Here is a 16492-nt window from a genome sequence, read left to right as displayed (position 1 = left end):
CTTGGGACAAAGACCGGTGGATGATCTATCCCTCGCGTCCAACTCGACCCCGTATTGAGGTTGAGGAAGGGGAGCGTCCCCGCATTGCCCGTGCCCAGGCGGCGCTCCGGAAAGACCAGAGGAAGATTCATGTCCCCGTCCAACGCCGAAACCATCTGGAACCTCGTCGACGCCCGTCGCGCCGACTATGAAGCGCTGAGCGACCGTATTTGGGGCATGCCGGAGATCGCCTATACCGAGTTCCGCTCCTGCGCCGAGCACACGGCCATGCTGCAGGGCGAGGGTTACACGTTGACCGAAGCGCCCGCCGGGATCCCGACGGCGGTGATCGGCGAGGCCGGTTCCGGCGGGCCGATCATCGCCTTCCTCGGCGAATACGACGCTCTGCCGGGCCTCAGCCAGGAAGCCGGCCTCGCCGAGCCGAAGCCGCTCGACGGCAACGGCCACGGCCATGGCTGCGGGCACAACATGCTGGGCTCGGCCGCCCTCCTCGCCGCCACCGCCTTCAAGAACTACCTCGCCGAGAACAAGCTGCCGGGCACGGTGCGCTATTACGGCTGCCCGGCCGAAGAGGGCGGCGCGGCCAAGGCCTTCATGGTGCGCGACGGTCTGTTCGCCGACGTCGACGCCGCCATCACCTGGCATCCGGCCTCGCTGACCCGGGTCGACGACGCCAAGTCGCTCGCCAACACCCGCATCGACTTCTCGTTCAAGGGCCGCGCCTCGCACGCGGCGGCGGCGCCCCATCTCGGCCGCTCGGCGCTCGATGCGGTCGAGCTGATGAATGTCGGCGTCAACTATCTGCGCGAGCACGTGCCCGCAGACTCCCGCATCCACTACGCCATGATCGACGGCGGCGGCATCGCGCCGAACGTCGTCCAGGCGCATGCGAAGGTCCGCTATGCCGTCCGCTCGCGTGACATCCACGGCATGAAGGCGCTGAACGAGCGGGTGATCGATGTCGCGCGCGGTGCGGCGCTGATGACCGGTACCGCGGTCGAGGTCCGAATCCTCAGCGCCGTCTCCAACCTCCTCGCCAACACGCCGATGGAGGAGACCATGCACGCCAATCTCGAGCGCCTCGGGCCCGTCGCCTTCGACGCCGAGGACCGCGCCTACGCCGAGCGAATCCAGGCGACGCTGAGCGAGGAGGACATCGCCAACGACTACCTGCGCTGCGGTATCGAGGAGCGGGCGAACACGCCGCTTTGCGACTTCATCGTGCCGCTGAACTCGGTCGGGGAGCCGATGATCGGCTCGACCGATGTCGGCGACGTGTCCTGGGCGGTGCCGACGGTGCAGGCGCTGGTCGCCACGCACGCGATCGGCTCGCCCGGCCATTCCTGGCAGATCACCGCATAAGGCAAGGCCCCCGCCGCCAAGAAGGGCCTCGTCTATGCCGCCAAAGCCATGGCCGGCACCGCCGTCGACCTTCTGAACGATCCGGGGCTCCTCGCCCGCGCCAAGGCCGATCACCAGGCGAGGCTGGCGAAGAAGCCCTATGCCTCGCCGATCCCGGCCGACGTCACGCCGCCGATCCAGCCACGGCCGTCGACGCTCTGACCCGACGAGCGGCGTTCAGCCCCCGGGCGAACGCCGCCACCGCTCCCCGAAACTCCAAGCGACCCGTCCGGTGAACCGCGGCGCTTCGCATCCGCGCTCTTGACCACCGGCAGTTGGCAGGAGATCACCATCGCCGTGCCTGCTGCACGATCCCCGGCGCCGATGCCGGCGGTTCGAGGCCATGAGGATGAAGCCGATGCTCGTCGACCCGACCGTCCCCCACGCCGAGGCCTGGAACACCTGGTCGAGCCGTCCGGCGGAAATGGTCTTCCTGCCGCTCGGCGTGCGGCTGACGCCGGTGCTGTTCTCGAACCGCCTGGGTAAGGCGACGACGATCCGACCCGGCCCCGATCTCCTCTTCGGGCGCCATGCGCCGTCGGGCGAGCTGGTGGAGTTCGAGACCCGCCATGGGGGAAGCCGCCTCGCCTTCCAGTACGACAAGACCGGCTCCTACGCGGTACGCGGCGGCTGGACGGCGCTGGAGCTCCAGGAATGGGGCCTGCGCTACTGGGTCTCGATCTGCCTCTCCGCCGAGAACGGCGCGGTGGCCGAGTATGACGCGGCTTCGGGTGCCGCCGTCATCAAGGTCGGCACGCGCTACGTCGCCCTCGTGACGACCGGCGAGCCGGTTCAGGTGACGGCGCATCCGAGCATCGAGGCCGTCGTCGAGGACTTCGACGCCAACGGCTATTTCCATCTCGGCAGCCGTGGCGACCGCGCGCCCGTGCTGGCGCTGCGGTTCGAGTTGGAAATGTCGCTGAGCGGCCGGTTCGCGGCCGCCGTCGCCGACAGCCGTGCGCTGGCCATTGGCGGGGCCCGGGCCGCGCTGGACGATGCGGCTGCGCTGCCGGCCCTCGCGGAACAGACCGGCCGCCATGCCGGCGCACTGGACGCCGTGCGCGACGTCACCGCCTGGAACACGCTGCACGATGCCGCCAACAACCGCCAGTTCACCGCCACCAGCCGCATGTGGGACCTCGGCGGCTCCGCCGTCTGGTTCAACGACCAGACCTACGCGGCGCTGATGTCCGGGCTGTTCTCGCGCCATGCCGGCATCGGCAATATGGCGGTCGCGATGTCGAACGCGACCCCGCAAGGCAATTTCGCCTGCATCGTCAACGAGAGCGACAGCTGGGTCGATCGCAGCCAGGCGCCGAACGGCGCCTTCATCGCCTGGATGATGTTCTTGCGCAGCCGCGACCGCGCTTTGCTCGATCTCGTCTATGCGCCGCTCGCGCTGAACCAGCGCTGGTGGCGTGCGATGCGCGATCCCGGGGGAATGGGTCTCGTCTCCTGCGGCACATCGGACGTCGGCGAAGGACTCTACAAGGGCATGCATTTCGGCGCCCGCAACGAGACCGGCATGGACAACTCAGCGACGCATGACGAGGCGGTCTACGACAAGGCGAGCCGGACTCTCTCGACCCTCGACGTCGGGCTGAACTGCTCGCTGGCGCTCGACGCCGAGATGCTGGCGCTGATCGCAGCCGAGCTAGGGCTTTCGGAAGACGCTGCCGAATTCAGCGGCCTTGCCGCATCCAGCCGGCAGAAAATCCGCGACGAACTCTACGACGGGACGCGCGGCATCTTCGCCAACCGCCAGCGGACCGGCGGCTTCGTGCGCAGCCTCGGGCCGACGAGCTTCTACCCGTTGATCGCCGGAGCGGCGACACCGGAGCAGGCGGCGAGCCTTCTCCGCCATCTCGCCGATCCCGCAACCTTCGGCGGCGCCTACGTCATCCCGAACGCGTCGCGCGACGACCCGGCCTATGCCGACAACGTCTACTGGCGCGGACGGATCTGGCCGAACGTCAACTTCTTCGTCTGGCACGGCCTGCGCCGCTACGGCTTCGACGCCGAGGCCTCTGCCTTCGCCGAAAAAAGCCTGGCGCTGTTCGACCAGTCCTGGAAGGGCCGGCGGATCGCGGCGGAGAATTACAGCGCCGAGACCGGCGAGCCGATGGACCAGCCGGACACCGACCCCTTCTATTCCTGGGCCGCCTTGCTGCCGATGCTTGGCATGGCCGAGGTGATGGACGTCAATCCCTGGGGTGGATGGGAGATCCGCCATACCGGCGAGCCTGTCGTGCTGGGCCCGGTCGAAACGCCGATCGGGCCGGCCACGGTGGTGGCGGAGGGTGGCTGGGTCACGCTTCGACGCCCCGACGGCATCGTCTTCGCCACCGATTTCATCGGCCGTCTCTCTCAGATCGTCATGGGGCCCGGTCTCTTCTCCTGCCGCTTCGATCCCGCAGAGACAACTGCGGAAGCGGTGCTCGAACTGCACGGCATCGGGATCGACAGCGTGGTCGCCGTCCGGCTCGACGGCGCCGAGGCCGAGGTCACCGGCATTGCCGCCGGTATTTGCGTCGCCCTAGGCCGCGCCAGCCGACTCGACGTTCACTTCACGCCGGCGGCCACCCGGTGACGACGGTGGCGCTCGACTCGCCGCTGTGGTTCCGCTCGCCGGACCGCCGCTTTCGCCCGGCCGCCTTCTGGTTCTGGCACCATTTGCCGACCGAGACGGAGATCGCCGAGCGGCTGGCGGAGATCGCCATCTCCGGGCTCGGCGCGATCATGATCCAGGCGCGGCTCGCTTTGCCTCTGCCGCTCTACCTCTCGCTGGATTACCTCTCGGCCGTCCGCTTCGCCAGCGCGGAGGCGAGACGGCTGGGGATCGGCGTCGAGATCTACGACGAGTACCAGTGGATGTCCGGTCATGGCGGCGGCCACACGGTGGCGGGCGCCGACCACCTGCGCGAACGCCACCTGTTCTGGGCGAGCGCCAGCGTCGGCGCCGACGGGCACGCGACGCTCGATATCGCGGAGATCCGCTCCCCCTTCCTGGAGTTCCTCGGCAAGGACGGCCTCGACTGGTGCTACGAGGGCGGCGTGCCGCTGTTCGACGAATGGCGGATCGTCGCCGCGGTCCTCGAGACGGACGGAGGGACGCAGGATCTCGGTTCGGCAACACGGCTGCTGTCGTCGGAGGGCACCGGCTGCCGGATCGGCGTCGATGCCGATGGCGGCGGAGGACAGCGGGTGACGGTGTTCGTCTCCGCCCGCTGCCGGACATCGCGGATGATCAACTACCTTCTGCCGGAAGCCGCTGAGCGCTTCGCCGAGGTTGCCTATGCGCCCTTGCTGGCGGCGTCGGGCGGATCGGCGGACGGCATCTTCTTCGACCACCCCTATGCCGGGTTCTACGTCTGGAAGGGCTTGGAGGGTGATTTCGGCAACAGCTTTCTCTGGGATGCGGAGCTGCCGGATCTTCTTCCATCCGAACCGCTCGGCCTGCAACTGCTGGCACTGACCAAGGACGTCGGGCCGCGGACGTCACGCTTGCGCGTGCGCTTCCTCGAGGCCTATTCGAACCGGCTGCACGAGGCCTTCTTCGGCACGCTGCGCCGCTGGTGCGACCGGCATGGCCTCGCCTTCTCCGGCCACGAACTCCTGACCCATGTCGGCGGCTGGACATTGCATGACGGCCTTGGCGGCATCGATCCGCGCGCCATGCCCGGCACCGACTATTTCGGCGTCGATGCCTATCGCAGCGAGACCTCGGTCGATGCTGCCGACTATGCGCCGCAGATCTCGGCACGGTTCGGCGACTCCGTCGCACGGGCGCATGGCCGCAGCCGTTGCACCGTCGAGCAGTATTCCACCGGGCGCGAGACCGGCATGCCGGGTGCCGCGGGCCAATGGGGGCTGACCCTTGGCCGCCTGCGGGCGCAGGCGATCCGGCATACGCTGTTCGGCGCCCGGCGCATTCTTCTGCATGCGCTCTATCTCGGCGACGGTTTTGCGCCCGGCACGGCGCCCGGACCCAACCCGCGCTTCGACTTCGCGCCGGGCTTCAACTTCCAGCCCTGGTGGCAGGACGTACCCTTGGTGTTCGACGAGATCGCCCGCCTCTCGGCGTTTCTCGAAGACGGCGAACCGATCCGACCGGTGGCGCTCCTCTATCCGCTGGAGACGATCCGCGCCGAGGCGATGGCGCCGGATTGCGGACGGCATTTCGGCTGGTGGGCGAAGGCGCTGTCGGAGTCCGGCATCGGCTTCGACATCGTCAGCGAGGATGCGGTCGCGGCGGCGGGGTTCGAGGACGGCGAACTCCGCTTGCCCGCGGGGCGCTACACCACCCTCATCCTTCCCGCCGTCACCACGCTCGCGGGCCCCGGCACCGCACGGACGCTGGCCCGCTTCGCTGCCGCCGGCGGAAGGATCCTCGCCTCCGGGCCGCTACCCCATCAGAGCAAGTCCGCCAGCGAGGATTCGGAACTTTCGACGCTGTTGCGCGCCTCCGTCGAAAACGGTGACCATCTGCCGGGGGCGACAGAAGCGGACGTCGTCGCGATGGTCGGCACCTTGCCGCTTGGCTCGCTCCGTTTCGAGGGGGATGGTCCGCACTGGACTGCCGCTGCCCGTTGCGGCGAGACGATCCGGCTGGTGACGGTCAACGACAGCGACAAATGGCGCGACCTCGCCATCCCACTCAGCAAGGCTTCCCGCATCGTCCGCTGGGGCGCCACGACGGGCACTCGGCTTGTCCTAGCGGAGACGGACAGCGTGCTGCGCCTGTCGCTCGCACCGGGTGCTCTTCTGTGCCTTGAGATCTCACCTTGCCCGGCCGCTCGCGAGACCGATGCGCTGCCTCCCGGTGGAGGGCTCGTCGCTGTCGAACTTCCTGGCGTACTGGAGCTGGCGGACGGATGGCAGTTCCGGACGGACGGCAGACCCTTCCAGGCGATCGACACGCGGCGCGGCTGGGAGGCGCAGGGCTATGAACGCTTCGCCGGCACGGGCCATTACCGCCGGACGATCGGCGTACCGCCTTGCCCGGCGGGCCATGCCTGGCATCTCGTCCTCCCCGGGCTCCGCGACACCGTCGTCTGTGATGTCGACGGCGTGGTCGTCGGCCGCTCGGTTGCGGGAGAAGCCGCGTTTGCGCTGAGAGAGGGCAAGGTCACCGTCGGCCTTACGATCCGCAACACCGCCGCCAACCGCTACTATGCAGGGACGGAATTCGAAGCGGCGGCCCATCAGCCCTCGGGCCTCGTCTCGCCGCCCCTGCTGGAGGTCCGGCCGGTCGGAAGTTCCGATCTGCGGCTCCTGGAGACCTGACCCAGGTGTGCGCCGGCGTAGGGCGCGATCCCTGTCGACGACGATTGTACACAACCGCCGGATACAATGCTTCGGATCACTCTATGCAGCAGATAACAGAACCGCGCGGCGTGATGGATGAGCAGGTCGACTGAAAAGACCCGCCCAAACGGAAACGGCCGGGATCGCGATCCCGGCCGTTTTCAACAAAGCCTTGCGGCTTACTTGTTGACCGATTCCTTAAGGCCCTTGCCGGCCGCAAACTTCGGCACGTTGCGGGCCGGAATGTCGACCTCGGCGCCGGTCGAAGGGTTGCGGCCCTTGGAAGCGGCGCGGTGCGACACGGAGAACGTACCGAAGCCAACGAGACGAATGTCGTCGCCGCTGGCGAGCGCGCCTTCGATCACTTCGAACAGGGCATCGACGGCCTGGCCGGCCTGCTGCTTGGAGAGTTCAGCCTTGTCCGCAACGGCGGAAACCAACTCGTTCTTGTTCATCGGACATTCTCCTGATTTTCTGGAAGTCGTTCACGACTCGCGTCGGACGATGGGCGAGTCCGCCGCATCATTCAAGCGGACATAGCCTCCAAACGGTGCAAAATAAGGCTTTGAACGAAAAATGCCGCCCCGAAGGACGGCATTTTTAGACTCAACGACGCCCGATCGGCTCAGTGAGCGACGGCTGTCGTGCCATCGGCGGCGGGAGCATTTGCCGCCAAGGGCTCCTCGGCCTCGGTCCATTCGATCGGCACCGGCTCCCGAACCAGCGCATGCTTCAGCACGTCGCCGATCCGCGCGACCGGGATGATCTCCATCCCGTTCTTCACGTTGTCCGGAATATCCGCCAGATCCTTGGCGTTGTCTTCCGGAATCAGCACCGTCTTGATGCCGCCGCGGAGCGCGGCCAGCAGCTTCTCCTTCAGGCCACCGATCGGCAGCACCCTGCCCCGCAGCGTGATCTCGCCGGTCATCGCGATGTCGCGGCGCACCGGGATGCCGGTCATCACCGAGATGATCGCCGTCGCCATCGCGACGCCCGCCGACGGTCCGTCCTTTGGCGTCGCGCCTTCCGGCACATGCACGTGGATGTCGCGCTTATCGAACAGCGGCGGCTTGATGCCGAAGTCGATGGCCCGCGAGCGGACATAGGACGCAGCCGCGGAGATCGACTCCTTCATCACGTCCTTCAGGTTGCCCGTGACCGTCATCTTGCCCTTGCCGGGCATCATGACGCCCTCGATCGTCAGCAGCTCGCCGCCGACCTCAGTCCAGGCGAGACCCGTAACGATGCCGATCTGGTCCTCCAGCTCCGCCTCGCCGTACCGGTAACGCCAGACGCCGAGATAGTCCGGCAGGTTCTCCGCCGTGATCTCGACCGACGTGCGCTCGCCCTTGAGGATCTGCGTCACCGCCTTGCGGGCAAGCGTCATCAGCTCGCGCTCGAAATTTCGAACGCCGGCCTCGCGGGTATAGCGACGTGCGATCTCCTGCAGCGCATCCTCGCTGACGGAGAACTCCTCAGGCTTCAGAGCATGGTCGCGGATGGCCTTGGGCAGGAGATGCCGTCGGGCGATCTGGACCTTCTCGTCCTCGGTGTAGCCGGCAATGCGGATGACCTCCATGCGGTCCAGCAAGGGACCCGGAATGTTCATCGTGTTCGCCGTCGTCACGAACATGGTCGAGGAGAGGTCGTACTCCACCTCGAGATAGTGGTCCATGAACGTCGCGTTCTGCTCGGGATCGAGCACCTCGAGCAGAGCCGAAGACGGATCGCCGCGGAAGTCCTGGCCCATCTTGTCGATCTCATCGAGCAGGAAGAGCGGGTTGGTCTTCTTCGCCTTCTTCATCGACTGGATGACCTTGCCGGGCATCGAACCGATATAGGTGCGGCGGTGACCGCGGATTTCGGCCTCGTCACGAACGCCGCCGAGCGCCATGCGCACGTACTCGCGGCCCGTCGCACGGGCGATCGAACGCGCGAGCGAAGTCTTGCCGACGCCGGGAGGACCGACGAGGCAGAGGATCGGGCCCTTCATCTTCGCCTGACGGCTCTGCACCGCCAGATACTCGATGATCCGCTCCTTGACCTTGTCGAGGCCGAAATGCTCCTCGTCGAGGATCGCCTCGGCCTTCTTCAGGTCGATCTTCACCTTCGAGCGCGTGCCCCAAGGCAGGCCGAGCAGCCAGTCGAGGTAGTTGCGCACGACGGTGGCTTCCGCCGACATCGGGCTCATCTGCTTTAGCTTCTTCAGCTCGGCATTGGCCTTCTCGAGCGCTTCCTTCGAAAGCTTGGTCTTCTTGATGCGGTCTTCCAGTTCGGCCGCCTCGTCGCGGCCTTCCTCGCCGTCGCCGAGTTCCTTCTGGATCGCCTTCATCTGCTCGTTCAGATAGTACTCGCGCTGGGTCTTCTCCATCTGGCGCTTTACGCGCGAGCGGATTCGCTTCTCGACCTGAAGGACCGAGATTTCGGCCTCCATGAAGGACAGCGCCTTTTCCAGGCGGTCGCGAACGCTGGTAAGGCCGAGCATCTCCTGCTTCTCGGCGATCTTGATCGCGAGATGCGAGGCAACGGTGTCGGCAAGCTTCGAATAGTCGTCGATCTGGCCAGCGGCGCCAACGACTTCCGGCGAGATCTTCTTGTTCAGCTTGACGTAGTTCTCGAACTCGGAGACGACCGAGCGGGCGAGGGCTTCGATCTCGACCTCATCCTCCTCCACCGCCGGGACGATGCGAGCGGAGGCCTCGTGCCATTCGGTCCGGGACGAGAAGGAATCGATCCGCGCGCGCTTCATGCCTTCAACGAGCACCTTGACGGTACCGTCGGGAAGCTTGAGGAGCTGCAGGACATTGGCCAGCGTGCCGAGGTCGTAGATGGCATCCGGCGACGGATCCTCGTCGCCCGCATTCTTCTGCGTGACCAGCAGGATCTGCTTGTCGGCGCCCATCACCTCTTCCAGCGCCTTGATCGACTTTTCGCGGCCGACAAACAGCGGCACGATCATGTGCGGGAAGACAACGATGTCGCGAAGCGGAAGAACCGGATAGAGCACTGCCCCGCCGTCGCCCTCGATGGTATTGGACATGGGAATTCCTTTCTTCGGCTTTCGCCGATCGCGGCCGTTCTTCGCAGACCTCACGTGAGCATCTGGAGAAACGCCTCTTGCCCCATGCATGTGGGCAGATGCCGTCTCTGCTTCAATGATTCGCAGGCCCGTCGCGTCTCACCAAATCACTGTTCACAAACGTCGAACAATGAGAGGGCGCATGAAAAAGCCCGTCCCGGCGGAGCCGGGACGGGCTAAACTCTGTCCGTCGGACCCCAATTCTCGTCGGCGGCAACGCCGCCGCCGCACTAGGCGCTGACGTTTTCCTTCTCGTCCTTGCGCTCGGCATAGATGTAGAGCGGACGCGCCTTGCCATCGATGACCTCCTCGGAGATCACGACTTCCTGCACGCCTTCGAGTGTCGGCAGGTCGAACATCGTGTCGAGCAACATCGCTTCCATGATGGAGCGAAGGCCACGCGCACCGGTCTTGCGCTCGATCGCCTTGCGGGCGATCGCCTTCAGCGCGTCCTCGTGGAAGGACAGCTCGACGTTCTCCATCTCGAACAGGCGCTGGTACTGCTTCACCAGTGCGTTCTTAGGCTCGACCAGGATCTGCACCAGAGCAGGCTCGTCGAGATCCTCGAGCGTCGCCAGCACCGGCAGACGCCCGACGAACTCCGGGATCAGGCCGAACTTCAGTAGATCGGCAGGCTCGACCTGACGGAAGAGATCGCCCGTGCGGCGGTCTTCCGGCGAGGAGACGTTGGCGGCAAAACCGATCGAGGTCTTGCGGCCGCGGTCCGAGATGATTTTGTCGAGGCCCGAGAAGGCGCCGCCGCAGATGAACAGGATGTTCGCCGTGTCGACCTGCAGGAATTCCTGCTGCGGGTGCTTGCGGCCGCCCTGCGGTGGCACGGAAGCGACGGTGCCTTCCATGATCTTAAGAAGCGCCTGCTGCACGCCCTCGCCCGACACATCGCGGGTGATCGACGGGTTGTCGGACTTGCGCGAAATCTTGTCGATTTCGTCGATGTAGACGATGCCGCGCTGCGCCCGCTCAACGTTATAGTCAGCCGACTGCAGGAGCTTCAGGATGATGTTCTCGACATCCTCACCGACATAGCCGGCCTCGGTCAGCGTCGTCGCGTCGGCCATGGTGAAGGGCACGTCGAGGATGCGAGCGAGCGTCTGCGCGAGCAGCGTCTTGCCGCAGCCGGTCGGGCCCATCAGCAGGATGTTGGACTTCGCCAGCTCGACGTCATTGTGCTTGGAAGCGTGCGCCAGCCGCTTGTAGTGATTGTGCACAGCAACCGAGAGCACCTTCTTGGCGAAGGCCTGGCCGATCACGTAATCGTCGAGAACCGCGATGATCTCCTGCGGCGTGGGCACGCCTTCGCGCGACTTCACCATCGAGGATTTGTTTTCCTCGCGGATGATGTCCATGCACAGCTCGACGCACTCGTCGCAGATGAAGACCGTCGGGCCGGCGATCAGCTTGCGGACTTCGTGCTGGCTCTTTCCGCAGAAAGAGCAGTAGAGCGTGTTCTTCGAATCGCCGCCGCTCACTTTGCTCATTGGTTCTTCCTTCCGGTCCGGTGTCCGTCGTCAAGCCGGTCGTATCGGACCCTAATTTATGCCAGCCCGAGCCGATTGCAACTGCAGCATTTTGCAGTCGGTTTTCTCGGTTTATGACACTTTAGCTCGTTGTCGATGATGCAGGAGCAACCTTGAGCGATGCTGTCCGGCGTTTGCGGCAAGGTAGAAGCGGGCGTCCACCAGATCAAGGCCGAGGCGCATCGCACTGTCCTGCGGGTCGGCAGCACCGCACGAAACGGTGAAGCCGAGCTGCCCGAATGCGCTGATAAAGCGCATCCGGGAAAGATGCTCAGCCGGCGGAAACGCCGGCTCGGCGGGTATCAGCCCGGCACATGCGCCTCGAGCTCGTCACGCGACGAGTAGACCTTATCGATCAGGCCGAACTCGCGCGACTCGTCGGCGGTCATGAAGTGGTCGCGGTCGAGGGTGCGCTCGATCGTCTCGAGATCCTGGCCGGTGTGCGTGACATAGACCTCATTCAGCCGACGCTTCAGCTTGATGATGTCCAGCGCGTGGCGCTCGATGTCGGACGCCTGGCCCGAGAAACCGCCGGACGGCTGGTGCACCATGATGCGGGCGTTCGGTGTGGCAAAGCGCATGCCCTTCTCGCCGGCGCAGAGCAGCAGCGAGCCCATCGACGCGGCCTGACCGATGCAGAGGGTCGACACGGGCGGACGGATGAACTGCATGGTGTCGTAGATCGCCATGCCCGAGGTGACGACGCCACCCGGCGAGTTGATGTAGAGGGCGATCTCCTTCTTCGGGTTTTCCGCCTCGAGGAACAGCAGCTGCGCGCAGACGAGCGTCGCGATGCCGTCCTCGATGGGCCCGGTGATGAAGATCACGCGTTCCTTGAGGAGCCGGGAGAAGATGTCGTAGGCGCGCTCGCCGCGGTTGGTCTGTTCGACCACCATCGGCACGAGGTTCATCGCTCTTTCCACGGGGTGCATCATGGGGGGTGCTTTCGGTGCTGGTGTTTCGGGCGCGGCGGAACCGCACCCCGGGAATCAGTCGGCCTTGGCCCAAAGCACAGATAGGGCGTGACGCCCCATCTGTGCAAGATGGCTCTCCGGGAAGCCGCGCGAAGGCTTAATCCGGGCAGCTGCGGCGCGGTGCGTCCGTCGCGGGATTTACGCTCCGGGCGATCCCGCCGCCTTCACCGCTCTCGGCGATTCAGCGCTCATCCTGCGGATTATCGAGGGCATCGATATCGCCCACCGCCGGCGGGATCCGCGAGCCGTCGCGGTTGACGGAGCCGTAGTGCGAGGCATCAGACGGGTCCGGCGCCAGCGCCCGCGCCGCCACGGCCGCCGTGATCGGGGCTGCGGCAAGATGCATCGGCGGCGCTTGGCCCCGCTTGTCTTCGCCGAACCAGACCGTCATGTGCGGGAACGGGATCTCCACGCTGCGCTCGTCGCAAAGGCGCTTGACGATCTCGTTGTAAGCACGGCCGATGCCCCATTGCTTGCCGGGCCGCGTCTTGATCCGTCCGCGCACCACCACGGCGGAGTCGCCGAGTTCGTTGACCCCGAACATCTCGAAGTCCGCGATGATGTCGGCGCCGACGGGCATCGCCCTCACCTCGTCGAAGGCTTCCTGCATCAGCGCCTTCACCTCCACAATATTTTCGCGATAGGCGACGCCGAGATCGATGAGGAACTGGGAGAAATCCTTGGTCATGTTGGCGACCTGGTCAACCGAGGAGAAGGGAATGAGGTGATAGGTCCCGTCGATGGAGCGCAGGCCGACCGAGCGGATGGTCAGCCGCTCGACGACGCCGGAGACGCCCGAGACGAGAACGACATCGCCCTCGTTCATGGCGTTCTCGAACTGGATGAAGGCGCCGGTGATGATGTCCTGCACCAGCTTCTGCGCGCCGAAGCCGACGGCAAGGCCGATGACGCCAGCGCCCGCCAGCAGCGGCCCGATGTTGAGGCCGATCTGCGAGAGCACCAGCATGATGATCATCGCGACGAGGGTGATCGTGAAGGCATTGCGCAGCAGCGACAGCAGCGTCCGCTCGCGCGAGGTCGGGACGGAGCCGAAATTCGGGTTCAGCCGATACTCGATCCAGGAGGAGACGCCGAGGAACACGGCAAAGCCGAGGAGGATCACCGTGCCCGCGCCGATCGTGCCGCTGACGACGCGCTGCCCGACCTCGGTCGTCGCCCAGCCGCCGAGATCGAACAGCCGCCAAGCCTCCAGGATGAACCCGATGACGACGATCACCACCAGGACGCGCAGGATGGTGAGGGCATTGGGAATGAAGGAGTTCACCCGGCGCTCCAGCAGCGGCAGGCGCTCCCTCACCCGGTCGGGCACCGGGATGCCCTTGACGATGATCTTGGTCAGCGTCGAGACAATCAGGCCGCCCAGCGCCATGGCGCCGACCGACTTCAAGGTCGCGAAGGTCATGAAGCGCAGGCCCTCGTCCGGGCTGCTCAGCCAGACGGAGAACAGCGACAGCACGAAGATGATCGCCAGCACCCACCAGATCTTGCCGAGGAAGGCATGGAAGCGCGCGCTGTAGCTGCGGTCTCCCCGCGCCCGCTGGCGGCTGAGCCTTTCGCGGACGGTCGCCCGGTTGCGCAGGATCAGGAAGATGATGAGGCAGAGCGAGATGAAGGCGACGATGAACCGGACAGCATCACCGGCGGCCACGCTCGAGTTCTTCTCCACCACCGGCGCCACGAAGAGAAAGGTATAGCCGAGGATCGAGATCAGCCGGGAGATCCAGAACGACCAGTAGAGCGCGTGACGGTCGCCGAAAGGCGTCAGCCGCAGCTTCGGGTGCCCGGGCACGACGAACACGTGGAAGGCCGCCTTGACCAGTTCGATGAACAGGAAGGCGTTGAGGAACAGCGCCTGGTTGATATTGGGCGGCCCGCCGAAGAACAGGATCGCTGTGACATAGCCTGCCGCAAGGCATGCGACAATCGCCAGCACGTCGACGGCGGCGACGATCGCGAGCAGGAGGAGCTTTGCCAGTGGCCCTGCGAAAGCCGCCCGTGCCTCCAGCCGGGCGAAGATCGGTCGCTTGACGAACTGCAGGGCGGCATAGGCGGCGAAAACCGCGAAGGCGACCAGCACGACCGGCAGGATCGCCTCGTAGATGCGGGGCAGATCGAGCGAGCCGGCCCCCGCCAGGAGCTTCTGCGCCCTCCCCGCGGACTCCGCCACCTCATCGGCGAGCGCGAAGGCATTGACGAAGAGCACCTGGCTCGCGCGCGCCACCTCGTCGGGCACGGATACCGCCAGCGGCTCGGATTCCGGCTCTACAGCCCTGGTTCCAGCCGCCGACTTCAGCGCTTCCACGAGCTTCGCGCGCGTCGTGTCGTTCTCGAGAATCTTGACGAGGTCGTCGAGCGTCGGATCGCTGGCGGCCGCCTCCGACGTTGCGGCTGGCTTGGTCAGGGCGGAGAGGCCCGGCACTTGGGCGCTGGCGCCGGCGGAGAAGAACAGCGCCAGCCCGAACAACATCAGGGCGGCTCCGGCTGAGACGAGTTTCTGCATCAGGAAACCATGACTTCGCTTCTGGTGTAATTGTCGCCACCGGCGCCCCGGCGCAGCATTCCCGATGCGCAACGCCGGCGTCCGGCGTCCGGCGTATTGGCTCATTGGCTCATTGGCTATGAAAACGCTCGGTTTGGCGAGACTGAGGCCTCACTCGCCGCCCATCCCCTGGCGCTGCAGAAAATCTTGCCCTAACGCAAAAGGCCGGCAAATGCCGGCCTTCCGCTTCAACTTTTTACCGAGCGTCTCAGGCGACGGCAGCGGTCTCTTCCTCATCTTCCTTCATCAGGTCTTCCTTGGAGACCACGATGTCGGTGACGTCGACGGTCGCGAGCAGGTGATCGACGACCTTCTCCTCGTAGATCGGCGCGCGCAGGCTGGCGACGGCCTCAGGATTGCTGCGGAAGTACTCGTAGATCTGCTGCTCCTGGCCGGGATACTGGCGGACCTGCTCGAACACGGCGCGCTGCATCTCCTCGTCGGTGATCTGGATGTTGGCCTTCTCGCCGATCTCCGACAGGACGAGGCCCAGACGGACGCGGCGCTCGGCAAGGCGCTGGTATTCGGCGCGGGCCTTCTCCTCGGTCGTCTCTTCGTCCTCGAACGACTTGCCGCTCTTGGTCAGCTCGCTGGTGACCTGGAGCCAGATGTTGTTGAACTCAGCCTCGACCAGCTTCTCCGGCAGCTCGAAGGTGTAGTCCTTGTCCAGCGCGTCGAGCAGCTGGCGCTTGACCTTCTGGCGGGTGGCCGAGCCGTACTGGCTCTCGATCTGCTCGCGGACGACGGTGCGCAGACGCTCGATCGATTCGAGGCCAAGCTGCTTGGCGAGATCGTCGTTCAGCTCCAGCTCGTTCGGCTTCGACACCGACTTCACCACGACATCGAACACGGCGGCCTTACCGGCGAGGTGCGGGGCGCTGTAGTCGTCGGGGAAGTTGACCTTGACCTGCTTTTCCTCGCCGACGGCGGCGCCGATCAGCTGGTCCTCGAAGCCCGGGATGAACTGGCCGGAGCCGAGCACCAGGCTCGATTCGTCGGACTGCCCGCCGTCGAACGGCACGTCGTCGATCTTGCCGAGGAAGCTCATGGTGACCTTGTCGCCGCTTTCGGCCGCGCCGTCCTTCGGCTCGAAGCTGCGGGCGTTCTCGGCGATGCGCTTGACCTGGTCCTCGACCTCCTCATCGGCGATCTCGACGATCGGACGCTCGATCTTGATGCCCTTGGTCTCCTGCAGCTCGAAGGTCGGCAAGGTCTCGTAGGTCACGGTGAAGGTGAAGTCAGAGGCGCCCTTCAGCACCTTCTCGGCCTCGGCCTCGTCCTCGGTCATCGCGACCTCTGGCTGCATGGCCGAGCGCTCCTTGCGGTCGGCGATGATCGAGCGCGGGGACTCGTTGATGATCTGGTTGACGATCTCGGCCATCATCGAGCGGCCGTACATCTTGCGAAGGTGCTCCATCGGCACCTTGCCCGGGCGGAAACCCTTGAGCTTCGCCTGGCCCTTCGCCTCGTGCAGCTTGGTCTGCAGGCGAGTCTGCAGGTCGGAGGCCGGGACCACGACCTGGATTTCGCGCTTCAGGCCTTCGGCCTTGGTTTCGGTAACCTGCATTGTCTCAACCCTTGACCTTTGCGAGCGGCGGGCTCTCGAACGTCCGCCGTGCGATAATGGAGAAAT

General features: G+C 65.7%; 8 protein-coding genes and 1 pseudogene. 3 read left to right on the top strand and 6 right to left on the bottom strand.

Translation table 11 applies throughout. The features are described from left to right. Window positions 1–129: 129 nt before the first annotated feature. From ACZLZY_RS02740 to ACZLZY_RS02730, 3 genes and pseudogenes are all read left to right on the top strand, one after another. A pseudogene (locus tag ACZLZY_RS02740) lies at window positions 130–1563 on the top strand (amidohydrolase). 196 nt (window positions 1564–1759) lie between these two features. Continuing rightward, window positions 1760–3991 carry an MGH1-like glycoside hydrolase domain-containing protein gene (locus ACZLZY_RS02735; protein ID WP_472931891.1) on the top strand — a complete coding sequence of 744 codons (2232 nt, stop codon included), beginning with the start codon at window positions 1760–1762 and terminating at the stop codon, window positions 3989–3991. Between the two features lie 5 nt (window positions 3992–3996). Further along, window positions 3997–6687 carry a carbohydrate-binding protein gene (locus ACZLZY_RS02730; RefSeq protein WP_496253506.1) on the top strand — a complete coding sequence of 897 codons (2691 nt, stop codon included), beginning with the start codon at window positions 3997–3999 and terminating at the stop codon, window positions 6685–6687. 200 nt (window positions 6688–6887) lie between these two features. Here ACZLZY_RS02730 and hbs read toward each other — a convergent pair whose 3' ends face one another. The 6 genes from hbs to tig all read right to left on the bottom strand — a co-directional run bounded on the left by hbs (window position 6888) and on the right by tig (window position 16426). Next, on the bottom strand, window positions 6888–7163 hold the full coding sequence (hbs, locus tag ACZLZY_RS02725; protein ID WP_472931889.1) for a non-specific DNA-binding protein Hbs: 276 nt from the start codon (window positions 7161–7163) through the stop codon (window positions 6888–6890). A 170-nt stretch (window positions 7164–7333) separates the two neighbouring features. After that, window positions 7334–9748 carry an endopeptidase La gene (lon, locus tag ACZLZY_RS02720; RefSeq protein ID WP_472931888.1) on the bottom strand — a complete coding sequence of 805 codons (2415 nt, stop codon included), beginning with the start codon at window positions 9746–9748 and terminating at the stop codon, window positions 7334–7336. Between the two features lie 269 nt (window positions 9749–10017). Continuing rightward, entirely contained in the window at window positions 10018–11286 is a 1269-nt protein-coding gene (gene clpX / locus ACZLZY_RS02715) for an ATP-dependent Clp protease ATP-binding subunit ClpX (protein WP_472931887.1), read from the bottom strand. Between the two features lie 341 nt (window positions 11287–11627). Beyond that, a complete protein-coding gene (locus tag ACZLZY_RS02710; RefSeq protein WP_472931886.1) occupies window positions 11628–12260 on the bottom strand; it encodes an ATP-dependent Clp protease proteolytic subunit in 633 nt (210 codons plus the stop codon). Window positions 12261–12480: 220 nt separating this feature from the next. Further along, the gene (locus ACZLZY_RS02705) at window positions 12481–14787 is read right to left on the bottom strand and encodes a mechanosensitive ion channel domain-containing protein (RefSeq protein WP_472931885.1); all 2307 of its coding nucleotides are present in this window, start codon (window positions 14785–14787) and stop codon (window positions 12481–12483) included. A 280-nt stretch (window positions 14788–15067) separates the two neighbouring features. Beyond that, entirely contained in the window at window positions 15068–16426 is a 1359-nt protein-coding gene (gene tig / locus ACZLZY_RS02700; RefSeq protein WP_472931884.1) for a trigger factor, read from the bottom strand. Between the last annotated feature and the right edge of the window lie 66 nt (window positions 16427–16492).

The sequence above is a fragment of the Mesocryomonas lacus genome (genome assembly GCF_055730135.2).
The sequence above is the reverse complement of the archived record's forward strand: the minus strand, read 5'-3'. Positions and strand labels throughout refer to the sequence as shown.

Coding starts and splice junctions, on each gene's coding strand:
- ACZLZY_RS02735 (WP_472931891.1), top strand. CDS start 1,760: ATGCTCGTCGACCCGACCGTCCCCCACGCCGAGGCCTGGAACACCTGG.
- hbs (WP_472931889.1), bottom strand. CDS start 7,163: ATGAACAAGAACGAGTTGGTTTCCGCCGTTGCGGACAAGGCTGAACTC.
- lon (WP_472931888.1), bottom strand. CDS start 9,748: ATGTCCAATACCATCGAGGGCGACGGCGGGGCAGTGCTCTATCCGGTT.
- clpX (WP_472931887.1), bottom strand. CDS start 11,286: ATGAGCAAAGTGAGCGGCGGCGATTCGAAGAACACGCTCTACTGCTCT.
- ACZLZY_RS02710 (WP_472931886.1), bottom strand. CDS start 12,260: ATGATGCACCCCGTGGAAAGAGCGATGAACCTCGTGCCGATGGTGGTC.
- ACZLZY_RS02705 (WP_472931885.1), bottom strand. CDS start 14,787: ATGTTGTTCGGGCTGGCGCTGTTCTTCTCCGCCGGCGCCAGCGCCCAA.
- tig (WP_472931884.1), bottom strand. CDS start 16,426: ATGCAGGTTACCGAAACCAAGGCCGAAGGCCTGAAGCGCGAAATCCAG.